At 64.0% G+C, this 18,844-nt stretch carries 18 protein-coding genes; 1 reads left to right on the top strand and 17 read right to left on the bottom strand.

The features are described from left to right. Nucleotides 1-141: 141 nt before the first annotated feature. From C560_RS0112760 to C560_RS22655, 13 genes are all read right to left on the bottom strand, one after another. The gene (locus C560_RS0112760) at nt 142-987 is read right to left on the bottom strand and encodes a hypothetical protein (RefSeq protein ID WP_026538505.1); all 846 of its coding nucleotides are present in this window, start codon (nt 985-987) and stop codon (nt 142-144) included. Beyond that, nucleotides 984-3,596, bottom strand: a complete 2,613-nt coding sequence (locus C560_RS0112755; protein WP_026538504.1) for a phosphoribosyltransferase domain-containing protein — start codon at nt 3,594-3,596, stop codon at nt 984-986. Before C560_RS0112755 ends, C560_RS0112760 begins: the two co-directional genes overlap by 4 nt. Further along, on the bottom strand, nt 3,593-4,774 hold the full coding sequence (locus C560_RS0112750) for an HpcH/HpaI aldolase/citrate lyase family protein (RefSeq protein ID WP_026538503.1): 1,182 nt from the start codon (nt 4,772-4,774) through the stop codon (nt 3,593-3,595). Before C560_RS0112750 ends, C560_RS0112755 begins: the two co-directional genes overlap by 4 nt. Before the next feature lie 36 nt (nt 4,775-4,810). After that, nucleotides 4,811-5,332, bottom strand: coding sequence for a hypothetical protein (locus C560_RS0112745; RefSeq protein WP_026538502.1), 522 nt, complete (start codon nt 5,330-5,332; stop codon nt 4,811-4,813). Between the two features lie 236 nt (nt 5,333-5,568). Next, nucleotides 5,569-6,111, bottom strand: coding sequence for a TerD family protein (locus C560_RS0112740; protein WP_043423096.1), 543 nt, complete (start codon nt 6,109-6,111; stop codon nt 5,569-5,571). Between the two features lie 8 nt (nt 6,112-6,119). Then, nucleotides 6,120-6,641, bottom strand: a complete 522-nt coding sequence (locus C560_RS0112735; protein WP_026538500.1) for a hypothetical protein — start codon at nt 6,639-6,641, stop codon at nt 6,120-6,122. Between the two features lie 34 nt (nt 6,642-6,675). Then, nucleotides 6,676-7,872: a toxic anion resistance protein gene (locus C560_RS0112730; protein ID WP_026538499.1), complete on the bottom strand. Its 1,197-nt coding sequence runs from the start codon at nt 7,870-7,872 to the stop codon at nt 6,676-6,678. Between the two features lie 32 nt (nt 7,873-7,904). Next, nucleotides 7,905-8,486 (bottom strand): TerD family protein, encoded by a 582-nt coding sequence (locus tag C560_RS0112725; protein ID WP_026538498.1) that lies wholly within the window; start codon nt 8,484-8,486, stop codon nt 7,905-7,907. A 68-nt stretch (nt 8,487-8,554) separates the two neighbouring features. After that, nucleotides 8,555-9,136, bottom strand: a complete 582-nt coding sequence (locus C560_RS0112720) for a TerD family protein (protein ID WP_026538497.1) — start codon at nt 9,134-9,136, stop codon at nt 8,555-8,557. Between the two features lie 62 nt (nt 9,137-9,198). Next, complete coding sequence (locus C560_RS0112715) at nt 9,199-9,789, bottom strand: TerD family protein (protein ID WP_026538496.1); 591 nt, start codon at nt 9,787-9,789, stop codon at nt 9,199-9,201. 58 nt (nt 9,790-9,847) lie between these two features. Continuing rightward, nucleotides 9,848-10,954 (bottom strand): DUF475 domain-containing protein, encoded by a 1,107-nt coding sequence (locus C560_RS0112710; RefSeq protein WP_026538495.1) that lies wholly within the window; start codon nt 10,952-10,954, stop codon nt 9,848-9,850. 298 nt (nt 10,955-11,252) lie between these two features. After that, nucleotides 11,253-11,345: an excalibur calcium-binding domain-containing protein gene (locus tag C560_RS23825; RefSeq protein ID WP_231494337.1), complete on the bottom strand. Its 93-nt coding sequence runs from the start codon at nt 11,343-11,345 to the stop codon at nt 11,253-11,255. Nucleotides 11,346-11,529: 184 nt separating this feature from the next. Further along, entirely contained in the window at nt 11,530-12,759 is a 1,230-nt protein-coding gene (locus C560_RS22655; RefSeq protein ID WP_231494336.1) for an HNH endonuclease family protein, read from the bottom strand. A gap of 367 nt (nt 12,760-13,126) precedes the next feature. On the opposite strand from C560_RS22655, the gene C560_RS0112700 reads away from it, so the two are divergent. Beyond that, a complete protein-coding gene (locus C560_RS0112700; RefSeq protein WP_026538494.1) occupies nt 13,127-13,894 on the top strand; it encodes a VWA domain-containing protein in 768 nt (255 codons plus the stop codon). 244 nt (nt 13,895-14,138) lie between these two features. Here C560_RS0112700 and C560_RS23605 read toward each other — a convergent pair whose 3' ends face one another. From C560_RS23605 to C560_RS21745, 4 genes are all read right to left on the bottom strand, one after another. Next, a complete protein-coding gene (locus C560_RS23605; RefSeq protein ID WP_197026157.1) occupies nt 14,139-14,726 on the bottom strand; it encodes a PASTA domain-containing protein in 588 nt (195 codons plus the stop codon). A gap of 406 nt (nt 14,727-15,132) precedes the next feature. After that, a complete protein-coding gene (locus C560_RS0112690; RefSeq protein ID WP_231494335.1) occupies nt 15,133-16,833 on the bottom strand; it encodes an alpha-amylase family glycosyl hydrolase in 1,701 nt (566 codons plus the stop codon). Then, nucleotides 16,830-17,768: a carbohydrate ABC transporter permease gene (locus tag C560_RS21750; RefSeq protein ID WP_081801703.1), complete on the bottom strand. Its 939-nt coding sequence runs from the start codon at nt 17,766-17,768 to the stop codon at nt 16,830-16,832. Before C560_RS21750 ends, C560_RS0112690 begins: the two co-directional genes overlap by 4 nt. Beyond that, nucleotides 17,765-18,838 carry a carbohydrate ABC transporter permease gene (locus tag C560_RS21745; protein ID WP_231494334.1) on the bottom strand — a complete coding sequence of 358 codons (1,074 nt, stop codon included), beginning with the start codon at nt 18,836-18,838 and terminating at the stop codon, nt 17,765-17,767. Before C560_RS21745 ends, C560_RS21750 begins: the two co-directional genes overlap by 4 nt. Nucleotides 18,839-18,844: the final 6 nt, after the last annotated feature.

Raw genomic sequence — 18,844 nt, 5'->3', positions numbered from 1 at the left:
CTGGGGGGCTGCCGAAGTAACCTCGCAATTTCGTGAAGCCGCACTTCAGGAGGAACTCACTTCACGATGCCGTTCGTGGCGCTCCCCCGACGGGAGAGGATTAGAACGCTGTGGGGTTGTCGGCCTCTGCTCGGCGACGCATCAGGGGAGCGGGGCCAGGTTTTCCGCCAGGACGGCGCTGACGAAGTGCAGGATCTCCTCGCCGGCCAGGACTCCGGAAGCCGAAGTCACAGTCAGGTTCGGCAAGGTGAATGAGTCACTGTCGAGTTCGCCGTGCGATGGACGAATGGCGATGTCAGCCAGCTTAAGGATGCCCGCATCCAACCGGGAGTCGCCCGCGGCTACAAGAAGGCCCGATCCGCTCCGCCGCCGGACCTCGTCCACAGCGGCTTCCTTGGTGATTGGGGCCGGCACGCAGTAGAGCTTCCGGCCCTGCAACGACGTCGTCCAGCCGCGGGCCTCGCACCAGGCGCTGAGCTCGTCCAGGTACCCGTCGGGCAGCGCCTCCCGGTCGACGATCGAGTACACAAAGTATTCTTCGGCGGTCCGGATTCTCAAGATAGCAGGGACTGCCGCGGCGCCTCTGAGGTGGCCCAACACATCGGCCAGAGGTGCGCAGTCTGACCCCACGGACCGTTGGATGTGCCGCGACCAGTCGCCGTCCGGCTCGCCGTCGTGCAGCAGCACGGCCCCGTTCGTCGTCACGGCGTACCCGCGGCCGAAGCCGGGCAGCCGCACCCGGGAGAACTGGGCCCGGGTGCGGGTGGTGACGGGTACGAAGACGCTCCGCTCCACGATCCCTTCGAGCAGCTGCTCCGCTGCCCGAGTCATAAAGGACAGCGGTGCCGCGTCATAGACCTCGGCGACCACCATCCGGGGCGCCAGGTGATCGCTTCCCACGAGCGCCATGGAGTTCGCCGAATAGATCAACGTGCGGTCCAGGTCGCTGGCGACCATGACCGGCGCGCCGCTTGGGTGAACGCTCATACGTCCACCACGGCCTTGCCATCGGCGCCGGTTGCTCCCGGTGTGTGCAGCGGATGGATCAGTCCGACACAGCTGTAGGCCAGGTCGGTGACCTCCAGCACCTCGACGCCGCGCTGTTCGGCCAGGTGCAGCACGTGGGCGAGCTCCGGCACAGCCTCGGGGCGCACCAGCACCTTCCAAGGCACGCGCCGCAGGAGGACCCTGGTGGTTTCGCCGACACCCGGTTTGACCAGGTTCACGTTGTTGATGCCGAAGCTGCGGCTGATCTGCTCGACGGCGGACCATCCGGACCAGTCTGCTTCCGGGAGCCCTGAGACGTCTAAGGGGGCGTGCGCTGCTCCCCGCAAGACGTCCTCCCGGACGCCAGCGAATTGTGCCGTCACGGCCGCCAAGAAGTCGCCGGAGACGTCGCTTCCGGAGAGCTCCGAGTAGAACTTGGCCCCGTGGAAGTCGCCGGGGCGGATTAGCGCCTTGTTGAATACGGTGCGAGAGACGAGACCGGAGACGGTCGAGTTCAGACAGGCCGAGGGGACCAAATAGTCATCCCGCGTGCCGAAGATCCGGACGCAGTGCCCCGGGTCCGCTAGGACTGCAAGGTCGGGCCGGAACGCCGGCCCATCGGTCTGCCGGAAGAGTTCGACGGCGGCGGCGAGTTCGCGGGCGATGGCTCCCTTGCCGGTCCAGCCATCGACGAACATGATGTCGTCCGGGTTGTGCCTGGAAGCCAGATAGCCAAGGGCGGTCTGGTCGATGCCGAGCCCGCGGACGATGCTGATGGCGTAATGCGGCAGCTTCAGTCCGTGGACTTCCCAGGCCCAACGCTTCATCAGGATGCCGACGGGAGTTCCGGCGCGGGCGAGGGAAACCAGTACGGGTGCGTTGCCGCGCAGCTTCAGGACCTGCTCGGTGAGCGTTCCGACGGCGTGCGCGATCCGGACGGCCGAGCTCTCCAATGCGGTCTGGAACAAGGCGCCGTACTCGGGCGAAGGTTCGAACTCCTGCGGCAGCGATTCGGCATAACTGGCCTTGCCAGACTGGATGGCGGCTTCACGCACTTCCCTCGGCGCTTCCAGCTGCGCGGAACTCAGGTCCTTCAGTAGCCATTCGACGTCCTCCGGCAGATAGGAGCCGAAGTCGGGGCCGATCAACGGTGTCGGGAACGGTGGTTGGCCCGGCAACATGACCAACCGGACATCGTCGGCGCTGCCAGCAACGGCGTCGGCGATCTTGCCGGGACCCAAAAGCCCCGACTCCGCGGTGCCAGGTTCCGCCATGATCAGTACCGTATCGAATCGTCCTTCGGGGTGCATGAAATTGTAGGCAAACCGGGGTCCGGGCCCGTCCGGAGCGTCCGCGTCGCTGGCAAAGGCAATCGCCGAACGGATCGCGTAGTCCGGTTCGTCCAGCGCGGCAATCGGTGAGCGTGTACTGGTGGAATACCGGATGTCAGCGTCAGGGCGCAGGGCCTGCAGCCGGGCGGCAACCGCCAAAGGCAGCGCCATGAATTCCTCCGTGGCGAGGACCAGCACCCGGGCCCCCGTTCCGGCGCGGCTGCCAAGTGCCGCCGCCAGGGCTCCGGCGATGCGCGCCGCCTGATCCGGATCGGGGCGCCCGGCAACGCCAAAGCGGGCGCTGCGGATTGGTGGCACGATTCCGTGCAGGTCCAGCAGCCGGATCCGGCCCGGCCCGGGGACGGCTGCTCGCGGGAGCGGGATGCTGCTGATCAGTTCCGCCGCGTCCAAAGCGAGCGTTTCCGGCAGCTGGATGCTTCCCTGCGCCAGTGCCACGGCGGTGATCCTGGCGCCGATTTCGCGTGCCAGTTCCTCGAAGCGGTCCCGGTCTGCAGTGGAGCGCAGGTCCACCAAGGAGGCGACGACGTAATGGCGGTGCGGTGCGGTGCCGTGCAGTTCGCGGATTGTGTTGATAATCGTGGCACCGGTGCTCAGCTCGTCATCCACCAGGACTACGGTATCGGCGAGGTCCAAGGCAGCACGACTGGTCGGAAGCAACTGGTGAGAAGTTGCGTGGGAATGCATTTCCTCGAACGCGCCGTAGGGTTCCACACCGCCGCTGCTCTGCCGGGTGGAGTGGATGTAATAGGTCCCCAGTTGCCCTGCCACGAGCTGGCCCAGGCCGGTGGCCGTTTCGGCGTAACCGATGGTCACAACGCCGGGAAGTTCTGTTTGCCATCGGGCGAGCAATTCGCCTAGGCCGGCCAAGTCCGCAAACCTGCGGCGTCGGCCGTCCTCGTCCGGGGCGGTGCCGCCGTCCAGCAGGCGCGCCAGCCTGCCCGCGGCCTCGTCAATGGCGGCGGTCAGTGATCCGGCCCCGGCGTCCGGACCGGCAGCCGCGGGGAGTTCGAGTTCCCTGCGGATCAAGAGCCCCAAAAGCTGCCCGGCCGACGTCGCGATTCCGGGTTCGGTGGGGACGTGCTTGGCGAGCACCCGGGAGACGAGCAGGTGGGCCCTTTTGGGATTGCGGCGCAGCGCCAGCCCGACTAGTGCCGTTAGGGGCAGCACGCTGCGACTGTGGTCCGAGGCCAGGTCGACGCCGAGGGCGTCGCGCACGTAGCCGCCGCTCCAGGGAGCATCCGTCGAGAGTTGCTTCACCGCATGCTCGCTTCCAGTAGTTCGACAAAACTGACGCCGGGCCTCGCGACCCCGAAGGCCCTGGCACGCAGCAGGGTGCGCTCGGCCCATGCACGATGCGGTTTTAACTCATTCATCTTGTTTCCATAGGACGACGCCTTCACGCCTCCGCCTGCGCTTCCGGCTATGTCCAGGGCATCGAGGTATTCCTCGTGGCTCACGACGCACATGGCGTGCACTACTGGCACGTGGCTTGGATGGATGACGGTCTTGCCCAGCAGGCCGTTCGCGAGATCCAGTTCGATCTCGCGAATCAGGCCGTCCAGATTGTCCATCAGAATGCGCTTCCGGAGTTCGCCCTCGTTGACGGCCTCAAAGGGCGTGGACCGCAGTTGGGGTCGCAGGACCCGTTCCGTGTTGACGAAGTGTTCCCAGACGGGGCCGGAGATGACCCAGCCGTCATGCGGGCGGCCGAAGATGTTCACGACGTCGCCAATGATGTTCGCGACGACTTTGACATTGTAGATAGTCAGGTCGCGAGAACGCCGCAGGCCAAAGGCGCTGGACATGTCCGTGGCACCGATCCGGACGCACAACACCAGTTCACGGAATTCTTCGACCAGGGCCAGGTTGTCCGTAAGCACCCGAACGCGTGACTCCAGATGAGTTGTCGAAAGGTCCTCGATGATCGGCATCGCCCTCAGGGCCTGTCCCGTGGAGCCCCCGTTACGTCCGGCTTCTTCGTTCAACAGCTCCAGCGCCGCTAGGAAGGCACGCCCCCGCCCTGTCTCGTTCTCGAATTTGGGCAGGACGAAACCGTAGACGACCCCGAGAGCCTCGCCTGCCCTGCGTCCGACGTCGAGCAGCTGTTCGGGCGTACGGCACCGGATGAAGATCAGCGGGAGCTCGTCCGGATTGTCCAGGGACAGTTCGGCCAGTGCAGCGAGCAGGTTCTCCTCCGCGGCGGGCACTTCCTCGTCGGGCACGGCGTCCTCGAGGCAGACCACGATGCTGAGGCAACCCGCCCCGGATTGTTTCCGGATTCCGTGTGCCAGTGAGCTTCGCGTGGCCGGCGAGTACAGGGTGGCCCCCAGCGCGACGGCGAGCAGGCCGGGGTCCGAGGTGCGATGAAGCAGTTCGGGGCGCAGGTGGAAGAGCCGATCCATGACGGATTCGGCCAAGGCTTTGAAATGCTGCATCGTCCCCTAGTTTTATTGCAGTAGCGCGCTGCCGGATCAGCGCAGGAGGACCCGTTGGTCCAGTGGAGTGGTCATTGTGAAACCGAAAATGGCCCAGATGGCCGCGTCGGAGGCGTCTGCCGGAACGAACTCGGCGCGAAGCTCAAGGACCGCGCCGACCCGCCCGAGATACAGAACGCTCCGCAACCCTGCATGGTTCCGGGCAGCCAGCGCGGCGGCGGCGCCGTCGAAGACTCCGACCGTCAGCGGGGTTTCTCCCGCGACGAACAGGACGCGGCGCAGGAGCCGGACATGGCGCAGGGACACGATGCCGGCCCCGTCCTGCACGCCGGCCAGGGGCCGGTTGCCTGGGGTGAGGACGGCGGTGCCGGCCTTGTGCCCGTCCACGTGGAGGGCACCCGTGGTGAGCTGCTGGTCTTCCCACGCCACAGAGCGAACCCCGGTCACCAAGAGCGAGCCAATCGCGGATTGCCTCGCGTTCAGGCGCACCACGGGGTTGGCTTCCCCCAGCTCGCGGACGCTGCCAAAATCCGGGGCCGGGAACAGCCGCTCTGACATGGCCGGAGCGGGCCGCGGCCCCGACTTTGAAGCCACTGCGGTCCTCGTGGACGGTGCGGGAGCCGGGCTGGCACCGAGCGTGAGTCCGTCGGAACCCGCCCGGCTTGCGCCAAGATGTAAGGACGGCGCTGTACTTTGCGCAGTGGTTCGAAGGGGCTCCGGCTGCGCCGCGGCCTTCCGGCGCCGGCTGATGTATCCGATGTCGGTCCGAAGTGAAGTTCGGTCTAGCGCCATGTTCAGAGCCTCAATTTGAAGTCGGCGGCAACTGCTGCGAGCCCGGCTTCATACCCCTGACCGAGGGCACGGAATTTCCAGCCCCCGGCGTGCCTGTAGAGCTCCCCGAGAATCATTGCATTGATCTTGTCGAGGTTCCCCCGGGGCACCGTGAAACGAAGTAGCTCCCGGTTTTGGTCGGTGGCGACCCGCAGGTAGGCGTTCTTGACGGCCCCGAACGTACCTGGCCCGCGTAATTCCGGATCCACGTAGAGGAGCACGGCGATCTTGTGGACCGTGTCGGGCACCCGGTTGAGGTCGACGTCGATCTGTTCCTGGTCTTCTGCTCCCGCGAAGGAAATGCTGCCCTCGGGGCTGGCGATCTGGTTAAAGAAGACCAGATGGTCATCCGAGATGGCGCGGCCGTCTGTTCCGCACATGATCACCATCGGAACTAGCTCGGTCTGCGGGCCGCGGCTAGGGACTATGTCCCAGCCGATTCCCAGCAGCACTTTGTCCAGCCCGGGGTTCTCAGCAGTGAGGGCGGCGTTGCTGCCCGCGACCATTGAAGCCACTAGCGTCCTTCCAGATGAAGACCATCAATATCAAACTTGTCCTTGAGGAACTGGCCGTGGACAGCCAGTTCCGTTATGGCGCCTGTGCGGACCTGATTGTCCAGGTTCTGGACGGTGGAGTAGAGCGTGTCGAGCTGTTCCAGCAACACGGCCGTGTCGGTGGATTCGTCTCGCCGCGACCCAGCGGCCAGCATTAGATATGCCCGCAGCGGGGACGGAAGATAGTCGGTGATGACGGCGTTCAGCAGCACGCGCTGCTCCGTTGATGCACCCGACCGTCCGATGTAGCCAACGAGGGCACGCAGGATGTCGGCCAACTGCAGCAGGCTTGACACCACGACGGTGGGCAGTTGCGCGCCATTGCCCAGTATCGTCCGCCGCAGCTCTTCGAGCGCGCCGGCGGTGACTGCCAGTTCGTCCGCAGCCGGATCCGCGACAGGTGTAGATTCGGCCCCCGCAATCGCGGCGGAGCGGGGTGCCGCTCCGCCGCCGAACAACGAGCCTAAGAAATTTGCGACCATAGCCCGTAAGCCTATTGCTCAGGGCTGACGGCCACTAATTCCCCTCCTGCTGCCGCACCCGGTCCAGGTAGGGGCGGGCCCGCTCCAGCCCGGTTTCGAGGGCATGCACGGTGCCTTCCATGCTCTTGTTGGCCTGGGAACGGAAGGTGTCGATGGCGTCCATCGTCTGGAAGACGTTGTCGAACGCTTTTTGCAACGTTTCCACGCTGACACCGGAGCTCGCCGCCTGCTGGTGGATCCGCGCGGTCTGATCCTTGAGCATTTCGCTTGTCTTAAGGATCATATTGTTCGTCGTCGTATTGATCGCGTCGATCTGGTCCAGCACCATCTTCTGGTTCGCCAGGGCCTGGGCCACAATGACGGCGGTCCGCAGCGCGGAGATCGTCGTCGTGCGGGCCCGTTCCACGCCCTTGATTAGCTCCGTGTTGTTCTTGCGAATCATGTCGATGGCGAGGTAGCCCTGGACCGAGACGGCCAGCTGGGTCAGGATGTCCTGGTGGCGCTGGCGGATCGGATACAGCACATCAGAGTCGAGTTTGCCCGCCTCTTCGATCTGTCCCTGCATCTTCATCTCGTCGATCCTGTTGGCTGTTGCAGTATCAAGGGCCTTGGCAAAGACTGCGTATTCGCTCAGTCCCTGCATGGTCTCCCACAGCTGGGTCTTTTCCTGTGCCAACGAGGCGTTGTCCTTGAGCAGGGCGTCCTGGCCCGCCATCAGGGACTTGATGATCTTGTCCAGCTGGGTCTGCGCGCTCTCATATCTCTGGAAGTACTTGGCCAGCTTGTTGCCGCCGGGAATAATTCCGAGGATCTTCCGGCCGACGCCCAAGTCAGCGTTGTTCGGCGTCAGGTCTTCCACAGTGGAACGAAGCTCACCAAGAGTCGAGGCAACCTGCACCTGGGCGCTGCTGCCTGACTTCTTCGCGCCGGCCAGCGAGGTGGACGACCGCTCCAGCAGCCGGCTTGAAGTGTTGGCGGATGCCACAAGCTGCTGGCCGCCAAGCCGGTTGATGCCATCGATCTTGCTGGAGTATTCGGGGCTGAACGGGCTCATTGCCGACACTTCGGTGATGAAGGCACGAGCCTGTGCGTTTATTTCCTGCTGGCGTTCGGCCGGAACCGGGACCATTCCGGGGGCATCGTCTTCTTTGACAATGCCCGGAGCCTCCGGAGCGTTCAGCACAAGGGGGTTCGAGGCCGACGTTTCAGGAGGGGTGAGTTGCATGCTCATTTTCGCTTCTCTCTTTCTGTGGTCTCGGGCTCTTAGCCGAGCTGGACGCCGAAGTCCGCTGCGATGCCGGCAAGGCCTGTGGCGTATCCCTGGCCTACGGCTTTGAACTTCCACTCGCCGTTGTGGCGGTAGAGCTCTGAGAAGATCATGCAGGTCTCCGGCGCCGCATCTTCGCTCAGGTCGTAGCGGACCACTTCCGCGTCACTTTCCTGGTTGACCACGCGGCAGTAGGCCGACCGCACCTGGCCGAAGTTCTGGCGGCGAGTGTCAGCCTGGTCAATGGAGACCACGAAGACAATTCGCTCAACGTCGGCGGCCACAGCCGAGAGCTCGACGGCGACCACCTCGTCGTCGCCGTCGCCCTCACCGGATCGGTTGTCGCCCTTGTGGACTACCGAGCCGTCGGCTGCCGCCGGCTGATTGTAGAAGATGAAGTCCGCGGAGCTGCGGACTTTGCCGTCGGCGCCTAGGAGGAGGGCCGAGGCATCCAGGTCGAAGGCGTCACCGGTGGTGGTGCGGGGATCCCAGCCCAGCCCGACCAGAACCTTGTTCAGCCCCGGATCGGTCTTGGTGAGCGAGAGGTTACTGCCTTTGGTAAGAGTCAGGCCTGCCATGGTTGTTCTCCTTGTTCAATCTGGTGAAAGTGCGGTGCGGTGGCCCGGCGTTGCCGGGTCACCGGCTTCTAGTCCAGCGCGATGCCGAAGTCTGTGGCCACGCCGCGGAGGCCTGAGGCGTATCCCTGCCCCACGGCACGGAACTTCCACTCGCCGCCGTTTCGATAGATCTCGGCAAAAATCATGCACGTTTCCGCTGCAGCATCTTCAGTGAGGTCGAAGCGGACAACCTCGTTGTCCGTTTCCTGGTTCACCACCCGGCAGAAGGCATCGCGTACTTGACCGAAATTCTGGTGGCGCGCTTCTGCCTGGTCAATGGAGACGACGATGACGATCTTCGCGATGTCTGCGGCGACGGTATCGAGGTCAATGAGGATTTGCTCGTCATCGCCTTCACCCTCACCGGTGCGGTTGTCGCCCTGGTGCACGATCGACCCGTCTGGCGAGGACAACTGGTTGTAGAAGATGAAATCGTCGTTGGAACGGACCTTGCCATCAGCGCGGACCAGGAGAGCCGAGGCGTCGAGGTCGAACTGTTCGCCGGCGGTGGTGCGCGGATCCCACCCGAGGCCGATCATGGCCTTGCGGAGCCCCGGGTCGGCTTTGGTCAGTGACAGGTTGCTGCCCTTGCTGAGAGTCAGGCTAGACAAGAGGAACTCCTTTAGTTTGCTGTGTACGTTCAATAGGGCTAGAGAACGTGGATCCGATCGGGTTATAGGGCAGCTGCCGCGGCGCCGCGCACTTCGCCGGGCGTCCGTCCATTGGCCGGCGTGCCGATGGCCTGGAAGTTCCAAACGTTCCCATTTCGCGAAAGCTTCGACATGACCATCGCGGTGTACCGTCCGGATTCGGTGAGGTCGTAGCGAGCAACTTCGGGACTCCCCGCCGCCGAGTCGTCGATGACGCGGCAGAAAGCGTTCTGGACCATGTCGAAGGTCTGCTGGCTGTAGCTCGTGATGACAAAAACGATGTGCGCGACGGCCGCAGAGACATTCGGCAAGTTCACCGTGAGCGTCTCGTCGTCGCCGTCGCCTTCGCCTGTCAGGTTGTCACCCGTGTGTCGGATGGAACCGTCCTTGCTCGAGAGCTGGTTGAAGAAGACCGTATCGAGGTGCTGGCCTTGAGCATCAAACAGGAGGGCCGATGCGTCCAGGTCGATCTCGACCGTCTTGCTTCCGCCAAAGAAGCCCTTCTTAGCGGGAACCGCGGAGTCCCAGCCGAGACCGAGACGGACGTTCGTCAGCGAATCGCCGTTTTGCTTCGTCAGTGACAGCGACTGGCCCTTTTGCAAACTCAAACCCATTGAACTACTCGCTTTCCTTGTGGTGGCTGTTGGTGTTTTTTGTCATTACCGGTGGGGTCTAGCTATTAGCAGGCTCAAGTGATTGAGACTGCTCGGCGGCACGTGCCTGCTTATTGCGTCGAACCGAGCCCAAGAATGCCGCGCCGATAAACACGACTCCGATGAGGCCAGTAACGATCTCGTTGACGGGAACCACGATGGTGACCAGCAGGATGACTGCCAGGGCGCCGATGGCCCAGTGTGCGCCGTGGTCCAGGTATTCGAATTCGTCCAGCGTCCCCTGCCGGACAAGGAATACGGTCAGAGAGCGGACGAACATAGCGCCGATGAAGCCTAGTCCCAGGGCAATGATGATGGGATCGGACGTGATGGCGAAGGCTCCGATAACGCCGTCGAAGGAGAAGGATGCATCAATGACTTCCAAGTAGAGGAAGAGCATGAGGGCGGCCTTGCCGGCCAGTTGAGCCGTACCGGAAGGACCCGAGTGAACCACGAGGTCCGCATCCGCGGCGTCAACGTCGCCGTCCTCATCGACGTCGAACAGGTTTCCAAGACCGTTCACGAGGAAGTAGGTGATCATGCCCAACAGACCGGCGAGCAGGACGATGCCCTGTTTCTCACCGGATACAGCACCGGCTATAGCCAGCGCTGCCATTCCGATGATCAAGGACGCTCCTTCGAGTTTGCCCAGCCGGGCGAGCGGGATCTCGAGGAACTTGATCCATTTGATGTCACGGTGGGCCAGGATGAAGTCCAAGAACAGCATCAGAAGGAACATTCCACCGAAAGCCGCGATCTGCGGGTGGGCTTCGTGCAGCAGGAATCCGTAGCTGCCCGGCGTGTGTGGGTCACCCTTCTCCATTGCCAGTCCGACGGCTTCTACCGGGTTCAGGCCGGCGGTGACTCCCACGATCAGCAGCGGGAAGAGGATACGCATACCGAACACGGCGATAATAATGCCCACGCTGAGGAACATTTTCTGCCAGAAAGGGTTCATCCGCTCGAGGATTCGTGCGTTGACCACGGCATTGTCGAAACTCAGGCTAACTTCAAGAATGCCCAGAATCAGGCACAGGATCAGTGCCTGAGGTCCGCCATAAAGAAAAGCGACCACTAATGCGATGAGGGTGACCGCGAACGACCAACCGAAAGTCTTGAGAAACAAGCTGGAACAACTCCTGGAACGAAAGGCCTGACTCGTCAACGACGGCAGGACGGCGAGAAACATCCCGGAAGTTATCCCCCAAGACTTCGTGGCAACATCCTAGCCGCAGGTAGCGCCGCTTTGTCCTTCGACGCCCCTATGTTTTTTGATTGTGATCGCACCGGTCCTGAGGTAGCCGACGCCTTCGACGAAGGAATGCGAATAGACCTCGTGGACGACGGCCGGTTGCCGCCGCCCGGAGGCCTGCGCGAGAGCGGCTTTCTCGCGCACAAGCCGGGCCGGGAGCGGGCGATGATTGCTACTCGCAGGCGACGCCGTCGCCATCACGGTCGAGCTTGCGGCTGTAGCCGGGCTGGCCTGCATAGATCGGGGCGGCGCCTGCTTGTCGCACCGCGGTGCAGTTGGCGTAATACGCTGCGGCGGGTGCCGGTGCCGGCGGTACATAGGGTGCCGGCGCGGGTGCCGGCGGAACATAGGGCGCCGGAGCGGGCGCTGCGTGAACCGGCGCGGGAGTGTGCGGAGCCGGTGCGGGTGCCTTCGGTGCCGGAGCAACCACAGCCGCCTTTGCCGCTGGTTCAGACGCCTTTGCGGTCTCGGCGGCCTTTTGCCACGGTCACTTCCTTCTCACTGGTCGGCACCAACTGGCCGGCGCAGTCCGCTAGTACGCCGGCCATCGCGTCGTGCTCAGCCTGCGTCACCCAGAGCCCGTAAGTCGCCTTAACAGAGATCTGTCGTGCAACGTAATTGCAGTGGAAACTATTGTTCGGCGGCAGCCACGTGGCAGCGTCGCTATCCCCCTTCTGGAAGTCGGTGGGTCCATCTGTGGCCTGAAGGTTCAGGGGATCGTTGGCAAACGACATGCGCTGAGCTTCCGTCAACTGCTGGGCGCCCTTAAGCCACGCGTCGCCCAGGGCGACAACATGGTCTATCTGTACGGCGCTACTGGTTTCGGGGCCCCGCTGGAAGTGAATGGTCGTAGCTGTGTAGGGGTCAGCCAAGGTCCCGCTCTCCACCTTGCACGTCGAGTCGTCCCTGAAAACTACGTCGGTCAGGTCTCGCTTGAGTATGTCGTTCCGAGTGTCGCACCCGTTCCTGTCGACATCTGCCCACGCCTGGCCGAACTTGACGCGGTCATCGTAATCCGGCGTCGGCGCGGAATCCTTGATTGGCAGAGAGGCGAGAAGGTCGACTGCCTTCGTTGCGTAGGCTGGTTGTTTCTTCGGGGCTGTGTAGCTGACGCCTTTGGCGAGTTCTGCAACCGTGTCGGGGTCCAGCGGCTCCCCAGTATCCGTCGGCGATGGCGTTGGGGAAGGGGTGGGCGAGGAAGTCTGCGACGAGGCAGAAGAAGCGCGGGCTGCTTCTTCTGCTGCTCGCTTTTCATTCGCCGAAGCTGCCTCGGCAGCAATGCTTTCTGCCGACCGGGGCGGGACGGTTAAGCCGCCGACGACGAAGAGCACCAGAGAGGCCGCAATGACGACGCCGCCAACTTTTCGGCTGCCTGGCAGTCGGGCCCACGAGCGGCGGCCCGTGATCACTACGTAGAGGCCGGTCAGCGCGGCAAATATGGCAAGGAATATCAGTGCCCCGCCGAGTCCGCTGGTGGCAGCCCCAATCGCCATAGCCCCCAGCGCAAGCGCTCCGACCACGAACGTTGAAACTTTCGGCTTCCGTGGAGGCTTGGGCGGCTCAACGTACGAATTTTGCTTACCCAGGAGTGATTGGAACCTATTCAATTTGTCATCCCCATGTTTTCGGCCCCAAAGCTTCGCTGTTGGTGCCCGACCTTTGACGCTGTTGTGCGCCATGGGGAGTATATGGCCTTGCCGCCACATCGATTGATTTCCGTCAAACTGTTTCGTCGATGGAAGTGTGCCTCGATGAAGCGATGAGCTTCGCGCCCAGCGGCCTGCGCGTCTTACCAGGGGTTGGCTCGTGCCCAGCAACCCACGATGCTGACATGATGCATAAAAGCATGGTCTTAATGCCGAACGTGGCACTAGGTGTATATTCTTGCGCTATCTTGGCGAAGGGAGAACTCAAGGGATCGCAAATTAGTGGAGGGAGTGAATGCCGTAATTCGGTAGGCCAGTTCAAGAGGCGGCCGGTGCGATTCGTGGAAAAGCGCGAAATTCCGCCCATACGTAAACAACACTCATCGAAAAGGACTCAAACATGGCACTTTCCCTCGATAAAATTAGCGAAAAGGCCCCGGGCCTTCTCTCATTGGCCAAAACCGCATCGCAGGCAGTTGATCTCTCCGGACTGAACGGCCAGAAGGCAAAGGTCGCCGTCGCCCTGGACTTCTCAGGTTCCATGAGCAAGGTCTACGGCTCAGGGGCTATGCAGCGCCTGGTTGAAAAGGCGTTGGCCCTGGCAACCCAGTTCGACGACGACGGAGCCATCGACTTCTTTATCTTCGACTCCAAAGCGGCGTACTTGGGAGAGATCAGCATCGATGACTTTGCCGGCTCCGTGGACCGACTGACGAAGGGACGGAATATGGGTAGCACAAACTACGCCGACGCCTTCCTGACCATCCGGGACCACTTCGGGTTCGCCCCGGCCGCCCCGCCCAAGACTGGATTCTTCGGACTCCGCAAGGCCCAGCCTGTGACCACACTCGCGCAGTCCACGCCCGCAGATATTCCTGTGTATGTACTGTTTTTGACTGACGGAGCCCCGGACAACCAGTCCAAGGCCGTCCGCGCTCTGACTGAGGTGTCGACGGCGCCGATCTTCTGGAAATTCCTCTCGATCGGCAGCCAATCGATGGTATTCCTTGAGAAGCTGGACACGCTCACGGAGCGGTTCGTGGACAACGCCAACTACGAGCCGGTCGGCGATGTGGACGCGATCAGCGACGCCGTTCTGTTCAAGAAGATGCTGACGGAGTTTCCGGACTGGCTGAAGGAAGTCCGGACGAAGAACCTCATCCAGTAGTACCTCCATTGGAGTGACGATAGTTTCAAGCACCGAGATTACAAATCGCGGCTAGTCCAACGAAGAATGAGCCATGCGTCGTGCTTTGCACATTGGATCAACTACCAAAGCTTCCAGCTGTGACGCGAAAAGGGCCGTCCATGTATCCAGAGATAACGTGGACGGCCCTTCCGTATGGCAGATCGCTCGGCCGGGCGGCCGGATGCCGCTGACTCAAAGGCCAGCGGCATCCTGTCCGGGAGCCCTAGTTTCGGATGCCGCCGTGGCCGTGGCAGGCGCCGCGGCGGGTCGGGTTTGGCCAGGCGTAGCCGTCGTTGCAAATGATCCCACTGTAAACGGGCGGTGCCAATGCAGGCGGAGCCTTTACAACGGGCGGAGCCACCGGCGGTGCTTTTACTACCGGTGGTGCAACGGGCTGTGCCTTCACGACCGGCGGGACCACGGGAGCTACAACCTTTGCGGCGACCTGGGTGGGTGGGGGAGTGGGGGTCGGCGTCGGCGTTTCATCCGTGAGGTGCTTGACCCCCAGCTCAACGGTGGAGCCCTCGGCCACCCTGACGTGGGCGAGGGGATCCTCGCTGGCCACCTGCCAGTTTTTCTTGATGATGATCGCCTTGCCCTCGGCCACATCCGTGGCGTGGGCTTTCAGCCCGAGGTCTTTGAGCTGGTCAATGGCCTTGTCGAGGGTGAGGCCGACGACGTCGGGGACCTCGATGGTGTTCTCGGCTACAGCCGTTGCCTTGGCGGTTTCCGTTTGGCCTGATGCCTGTTTGCTGCCGCAGCCTGTCAGCATGAGACCGGCGAGCATTACTAGAGCGAGTGTTTTCTTCAAGATTCCCCCTGCTTGCAGCGAGGCCGGAACTGTCAGGAAGGGCGTGATTGCCAGATGCTTCCGATGGGCTCGCTGGGAATAAGCTACCAGTTCTCTGGGAAGACGATCACAATTTGAAGGTGTGTGTAAGCCTCTACCGGAGACCATTTCATCGGCCATCTCGATGGCCTTCCGAAACCCCCGTGCAGCCAGGCGAGACGCTTTTCGGTCAGCTCGGCGAAGTCCCGGGCCTGGGCAAGTAGGCCCGGGTTCAGCGGCAGCGTTGACGGAGGCAGCGGCGTCCGCCCGGATGCACGAGGTGATGGCAGAAACTTCAGAGCTCTATAAACCGCCGCCTTGGCCCAGACTGTCAAGCTCCCGTAATGGGACCACCTGCGGCTCGATGCCACCTAGGGGCGCAGCACCTTCAGCCCTTCAGGACCCAAGCGGCGTTGTTCGGCTGCAGCCAGCCGTCCTCGTCCAGCGGTGCGGCGCTGAGTAACACTGCGCCGTCCGGAAGTTTGACCGGTTGGGTTCCCATCGCGACGGCGACCAAGAAGTGCTCGTTGCGTTCGCAGATGAGGAGGTTTCCGGCCTCGACCCGCCACCTGCCGCCGTCGTCCGCAATGAAGACCTCGTTCTTCCACAACTGACGGCGCAGCTCCAGGGCAGCCTTGGTCAGGTTCAGGGCGGATGCGGCGTCCTGCTCCTGACGCTCGACGGCGTGGATTCCCCAGTCTGCCGGCAGCGGGAGCCACGGCTCCGCGGCGGCTTCAGTCAGCGAGAAGCCTTGGTTCAGCTCCGCGTCATCGGTCCAGGGCAGCGGGACGCGGGCGCCGTCGCGGCAGACGCCGCCGCGGGCCCACATCGGATCCACCCGGGCCTCCACGGGCACGTCGACCTCGGGCAGGCCTAGCTCCTGGCCCTGGTAGATGTACGCAGCGCCGGGCAGTCCGAGCAGCGCCACGAGTGCGGCCCGGGCCCGGACGCTGCCCAGCTCGCCGCCGCCGAAGCGGGTGACGGAGCGGACGATGTCGTGGTTTTCCAGCGCCCAGGTGGGGGCGGCGCCGTGGAGCTGCCGGGCGGCCTCGAGCTCGTTGCCCACGGCGGCCCACCCCTCCGGGTCCCAGCCGAGTTTCACGAACGCAAAGGCGAAGGCCTGCTGCATCTCGTCGGCGCGCGTGTAGCGGGCGGCGCGGGCCGGTTCCAGGTTGACCTCACCCACCAAGAGCCGGTGCGGCTCGTACTTCTCCGCGAGGGTGCGCCAGCGGCGGTAGACCTCGTGGACGTCCTCCTGGTCCGAGACCTGCGGGTTGGACCGCAGCCCGTCCACCACCCCGCCCGTGGAGGGCGAATCCGGCAGGCCCTCGGCCTTGAACAGCGCATGCGCGACGTCGATGCGCAGCCCGTCCACGCCCTTGTCGAACCAGAAGCGCAGCACGCCGTCGAAGTAATCGCCGACGGCGGGATTGCGCCAGTTCCAGTCCGGCTGCCCGGCCGAGAACAGATGCAGGTACCAGTCCTTATCCGTCGCCGACTCCGGATTGGCGCGGCTCCAAGCGCGGCCACCGAACACGCTCTGCCAGTTGTTCGGCGGCACGTCGTCGATTGAAGCGTCGTTGGCTGAGGCGTCGGCGACGTTCGACGCAGAGCCGGCGCCGCCGTCGTCGGACATGTCCACCGGACCCGGCACAAAGTGGAACATGTCCCGTTCCGGCGAGCCCGGGCCGGCCGCGAGGGCCGCCTGGAACAAAGGGTGCTCCGACGAGCAGTGGTTGGGAACGACGTCGAGCAGGACCCGCAGCCCGAGCGCGTGGGCCTGCTCCAATAGCGAATCGAACTGTTCCATGGTGCCGAACAGCGGGTCCACGCCGCAGTAGTCGGTCACGTCGTATCCCTGGTCCACCTGCGGGGAGGGCTGGAACGGGGTCATCCAGATGCCGTCGACGCCGAGGGCGGCGATGTACGGCAGCCGGGCGATGAGCCCGGCGAGGTCGCCCACGCCGTCGCCGTCGCCGTCGGCGAAGGAGCGCGGGTAGACCTCATAGATGACGGCGGACTGCCACCACTCGGGGGCGCGCGTGATCATGGTTTCCTCGACCGGGCCCACCGGCGGGACGGGACTCATTTGCTCGCGCCCGCGGTCAGGCCTTCGACGATCCGCCGCTGGAAGATCAGCACCATGATCACCAACGGTACGGTGACGATCACGCCGGCGGCCATCTGCTCGCCGAACGGCGCCTGGAATTCGGTGGCGCCGGTGAACTTGGAGATCGCCACCGTGGCGGTCTGGATCTTGGGGTCGTTGATCATGGACAGCGCGATGATGAACTCGTTCCAGCTGTGGATGAAGGTCAGGATCGCGGTGGTGAACACGCCCGGCGCGGCCAGCGGCAGCAGGACCCGGCGGAACGCCTGCCACTTAGTGCAGCCGTCGATCATGGCGGCTTCCTCGAGGTCGAACGGCAGGGCCTTCATGAACGTGGTGAGGTTCCAGACCGCCAGCGGGATCGCGAAGGACAGGCTGGGGACGATCATCGCCTGGTAGGTGTTGATCCAGCCGAGGTCCGTGAAGAGGCGCAGCAGCGGCACCACCACGGAGATGCCGGGGAACATCGACGTCGCGATGATCACGCCCAGGATCAGCGACTTGAAGCGGAAGTTCAGCCGCGAGATGGCGTAGGCGGCGAACACGCCCAGGACCAGGGCGAACACCGTGGTGGTGCCGGCCACGATCAGCGAGTTCAGCAGGGCCTGGCCGAACATGGTGGAGCCGTCGAACACCTTGGCGTAGTTCTCCAGCGAGAACGGGGCCGGCAGCAGGGTGTTGTCGAAGATGTCGGCGGTGCGGCGGAGGCTGGAGACCAGCATCCAGTAGAACGGCGCCAGGCAGTAGGCGAAGATCAGCGCCAGGCCCAGGTACACCGAATAGGAACGCCACGTGCGCGGCGCTTTCGGCTTACCGGAGCGGCCGACGGCGGCAGTCGCGTCGGGTGCGACGGCGCCGGGTGCGCCCGGGGCGCCGGAGTTGGTGGCGGCGTTGCGGAGGTCGGAGATGGTCATCGGGTGGCCTCGGCCTTCTTCTGTTCAGAGATTGCCTGGTCAGTGATTGCCCGCGTGCGGGTTGCCTTGGTGCGGGACTTCTTCGAGATCAGCTTCAGTTCCTTGGCGCCGGTGACGTCGGCGCCGAGCACCTTCACGAACACGATTGCGACGAGGGCGACGTAGAGGAAGAGCATGACCGCGAACGCGGAGGCGGAGCCGTAGCGGAGTTGGTTGGACTCGTCCCAGGCCAGCATGGACAGGGTCTCCACGGATTCTTTGCCCGGCCCGATCAACACGAAGGGCAGGTCGAACATGCGCAGGGCGTCGAGCATCCGGAACAGCACGGCGACCAGGAGGGTGGGCTTGACCAGCGGGAGGGTGATGGAGCCGAGCTGGCGCCACCATCCGGCGCCGTCGATTTTGGCCGCCTCGTACACTTCGCCGGGGATGACCTGCATGCCGGCCAGGACCAGCAGGCCGATGAACGGGGCGGTCTTCCAGACTTCGGCGATGATGATGGCCGCGCGGGAGGCGTTGCCCTCGGCGGTCCAGAGGATTTCGCTGCCCAGCAGGGTGTTGGCGATGCCGTCGGACTGGAAGATCCAGCGCCACAGCAGGCCGGACACAGCGGTGGGGACGGCCCAGGGGACCAGGATGCTGGCGCGGAGGAAGGACCGGCCGCGGAAGGCGCGGTTCATGGCCAGGGCCAGGCAGAGGCCCAGGACGGTCTCGAGGAACACCGTCGTGATGGTGAAGAAGGTGGTGTTGCCGAGCGCGTTGAGGAAGCGCCGCCCGGTTTCGCCCGCGAACAGGTCGGCGTAGTTGGCCAGGCCCACGAAGGATTCGACGTCGGCGACGAAGCCGTCCGCGTCCAGTCCGGATTCGGCGCGGTAGAGGGACTGGTGCACCGCGGCAAGGAGCGGGTACACGATCACCAGGGCCAGGACCAGGATGGTGGGGGAGAGCAGCAGCGCGGCCATGCGGCCTTCGCCGGGGGTGCGGGTGCCGCGGTGGCCGCGTTTGCGCGGGCTGGCTGGATGGGGCGTGCCGGTTTGCGCGCCGGCGGGCGGGGCGGTCGTCGTCGTCATTCTGGG

The organism is Arthrobacter sp. 9MFCol3.1 (genome assembly GCF_000620385.1).
Taxonomy (GTDB): Bacteria; Actinomycetota; Actinomycetes; order Actinomycetales; family Micrococcaceae; genus Arthrobacter.
The sequence above is the reverse complement of the archived record's forward strand: the minus strand, read 5'-3'. Positions and strand labels throughout refer to the sequence as shown.

Bases quoted from the DNA above. Each gene is read 5' to 3' on its own strand.
- C560_RS0112760 (WP_026538505.1), bottom strand. From the start codon at position 987: ATGAGCGTTCACCCAAGCGGCGCGCCGGTCATGGTCGCCAGCGACCTG.
- C560_RS0112750 (WP_026538503.1), bottom strand. From the start codon at position 4,774: ATGCAGCATTTCAAAGCCTTGGCCGAATCCGTCATGGATCGGCTCTTC.
- C560_RS0112745 (WP_026538502.1), bottom strand. From the start codon at position 5,332: ATGTCAGAGCGGCTGTTCCCGGCCCCGGATTTTGGCAGCGTCCGCGAG.
- C560_RS0112740 (WP_043423096.1), bottom strand. From the start codon at position 6,111: ATGGTCGCGGGCAGCAACGCCGCCCTCACTGCTGAGAACCCCGGGCTG.
- C560_RS0112735 (WP_026538500.1), bottom strand. From the start codon at position 6,641: ATGGTCGCAAATTTCTTAGGCTCGTTGTTCGGCGGCGGAGCGGCACCC.
- C560_RS0112730 (WP_026538499.1), bottom strand. From the start codon at position 7,872: ATGAGCATGCAACTCACCCCTCCTGAAACGTCGGCCTCGAACCCCCTT.
- C560_RS0112725 (WP_026538498.1), bottom strand. From the start codon at position 8,486: ATGGCAGGCCTGACTCTTACCAAAGGCAGTAACCTCTCGCTCACCAAG.
- C560_RS0112715 (WP_026538496.1), bottom strand. From the start codon at position 9,789: ATGGGTTTGAGTTTGCAAAAGGGCCAGTCGCTGTCACTGACGAAGCAA.
- C560_RS22655 (WP_231494336.1), bottom strand. From the start codon at position 12,759: ATGGCGCACAACAGCGTCAAAGGTCGGGCACCAACAGCGAAGCTTTGG.
- C560_RS0112700 (WP_026538494.1), top strand. From the start codon at position 13,127: ATGGCACTTTCCCTCGATAAAATTAGCGAAAAGGCCCCGGGCCTTCTC.
- C560_RS0112690 (WP_231494335.1), bottom strand. From the start codon at position 16,833: ATGAGTCCCGTCCCGCCGGTGGGCCCGGTCGAGGAAACCATGATCACG.
- C560_RS21750 (WP_081801703.1), bottom strand. From the start codon at position 17,768: ATGACCATCTCCGACCTCCGCAACGCCGCCACCAACTCCGGCGCCCCG.
- C560_RS21745 (WP_231494334.1), bottom strand. From the start codon at position 18,838: ATGACGACGACGACCGCCCCGCCCGCCGGCGCGCAAACCGGCACGCCC.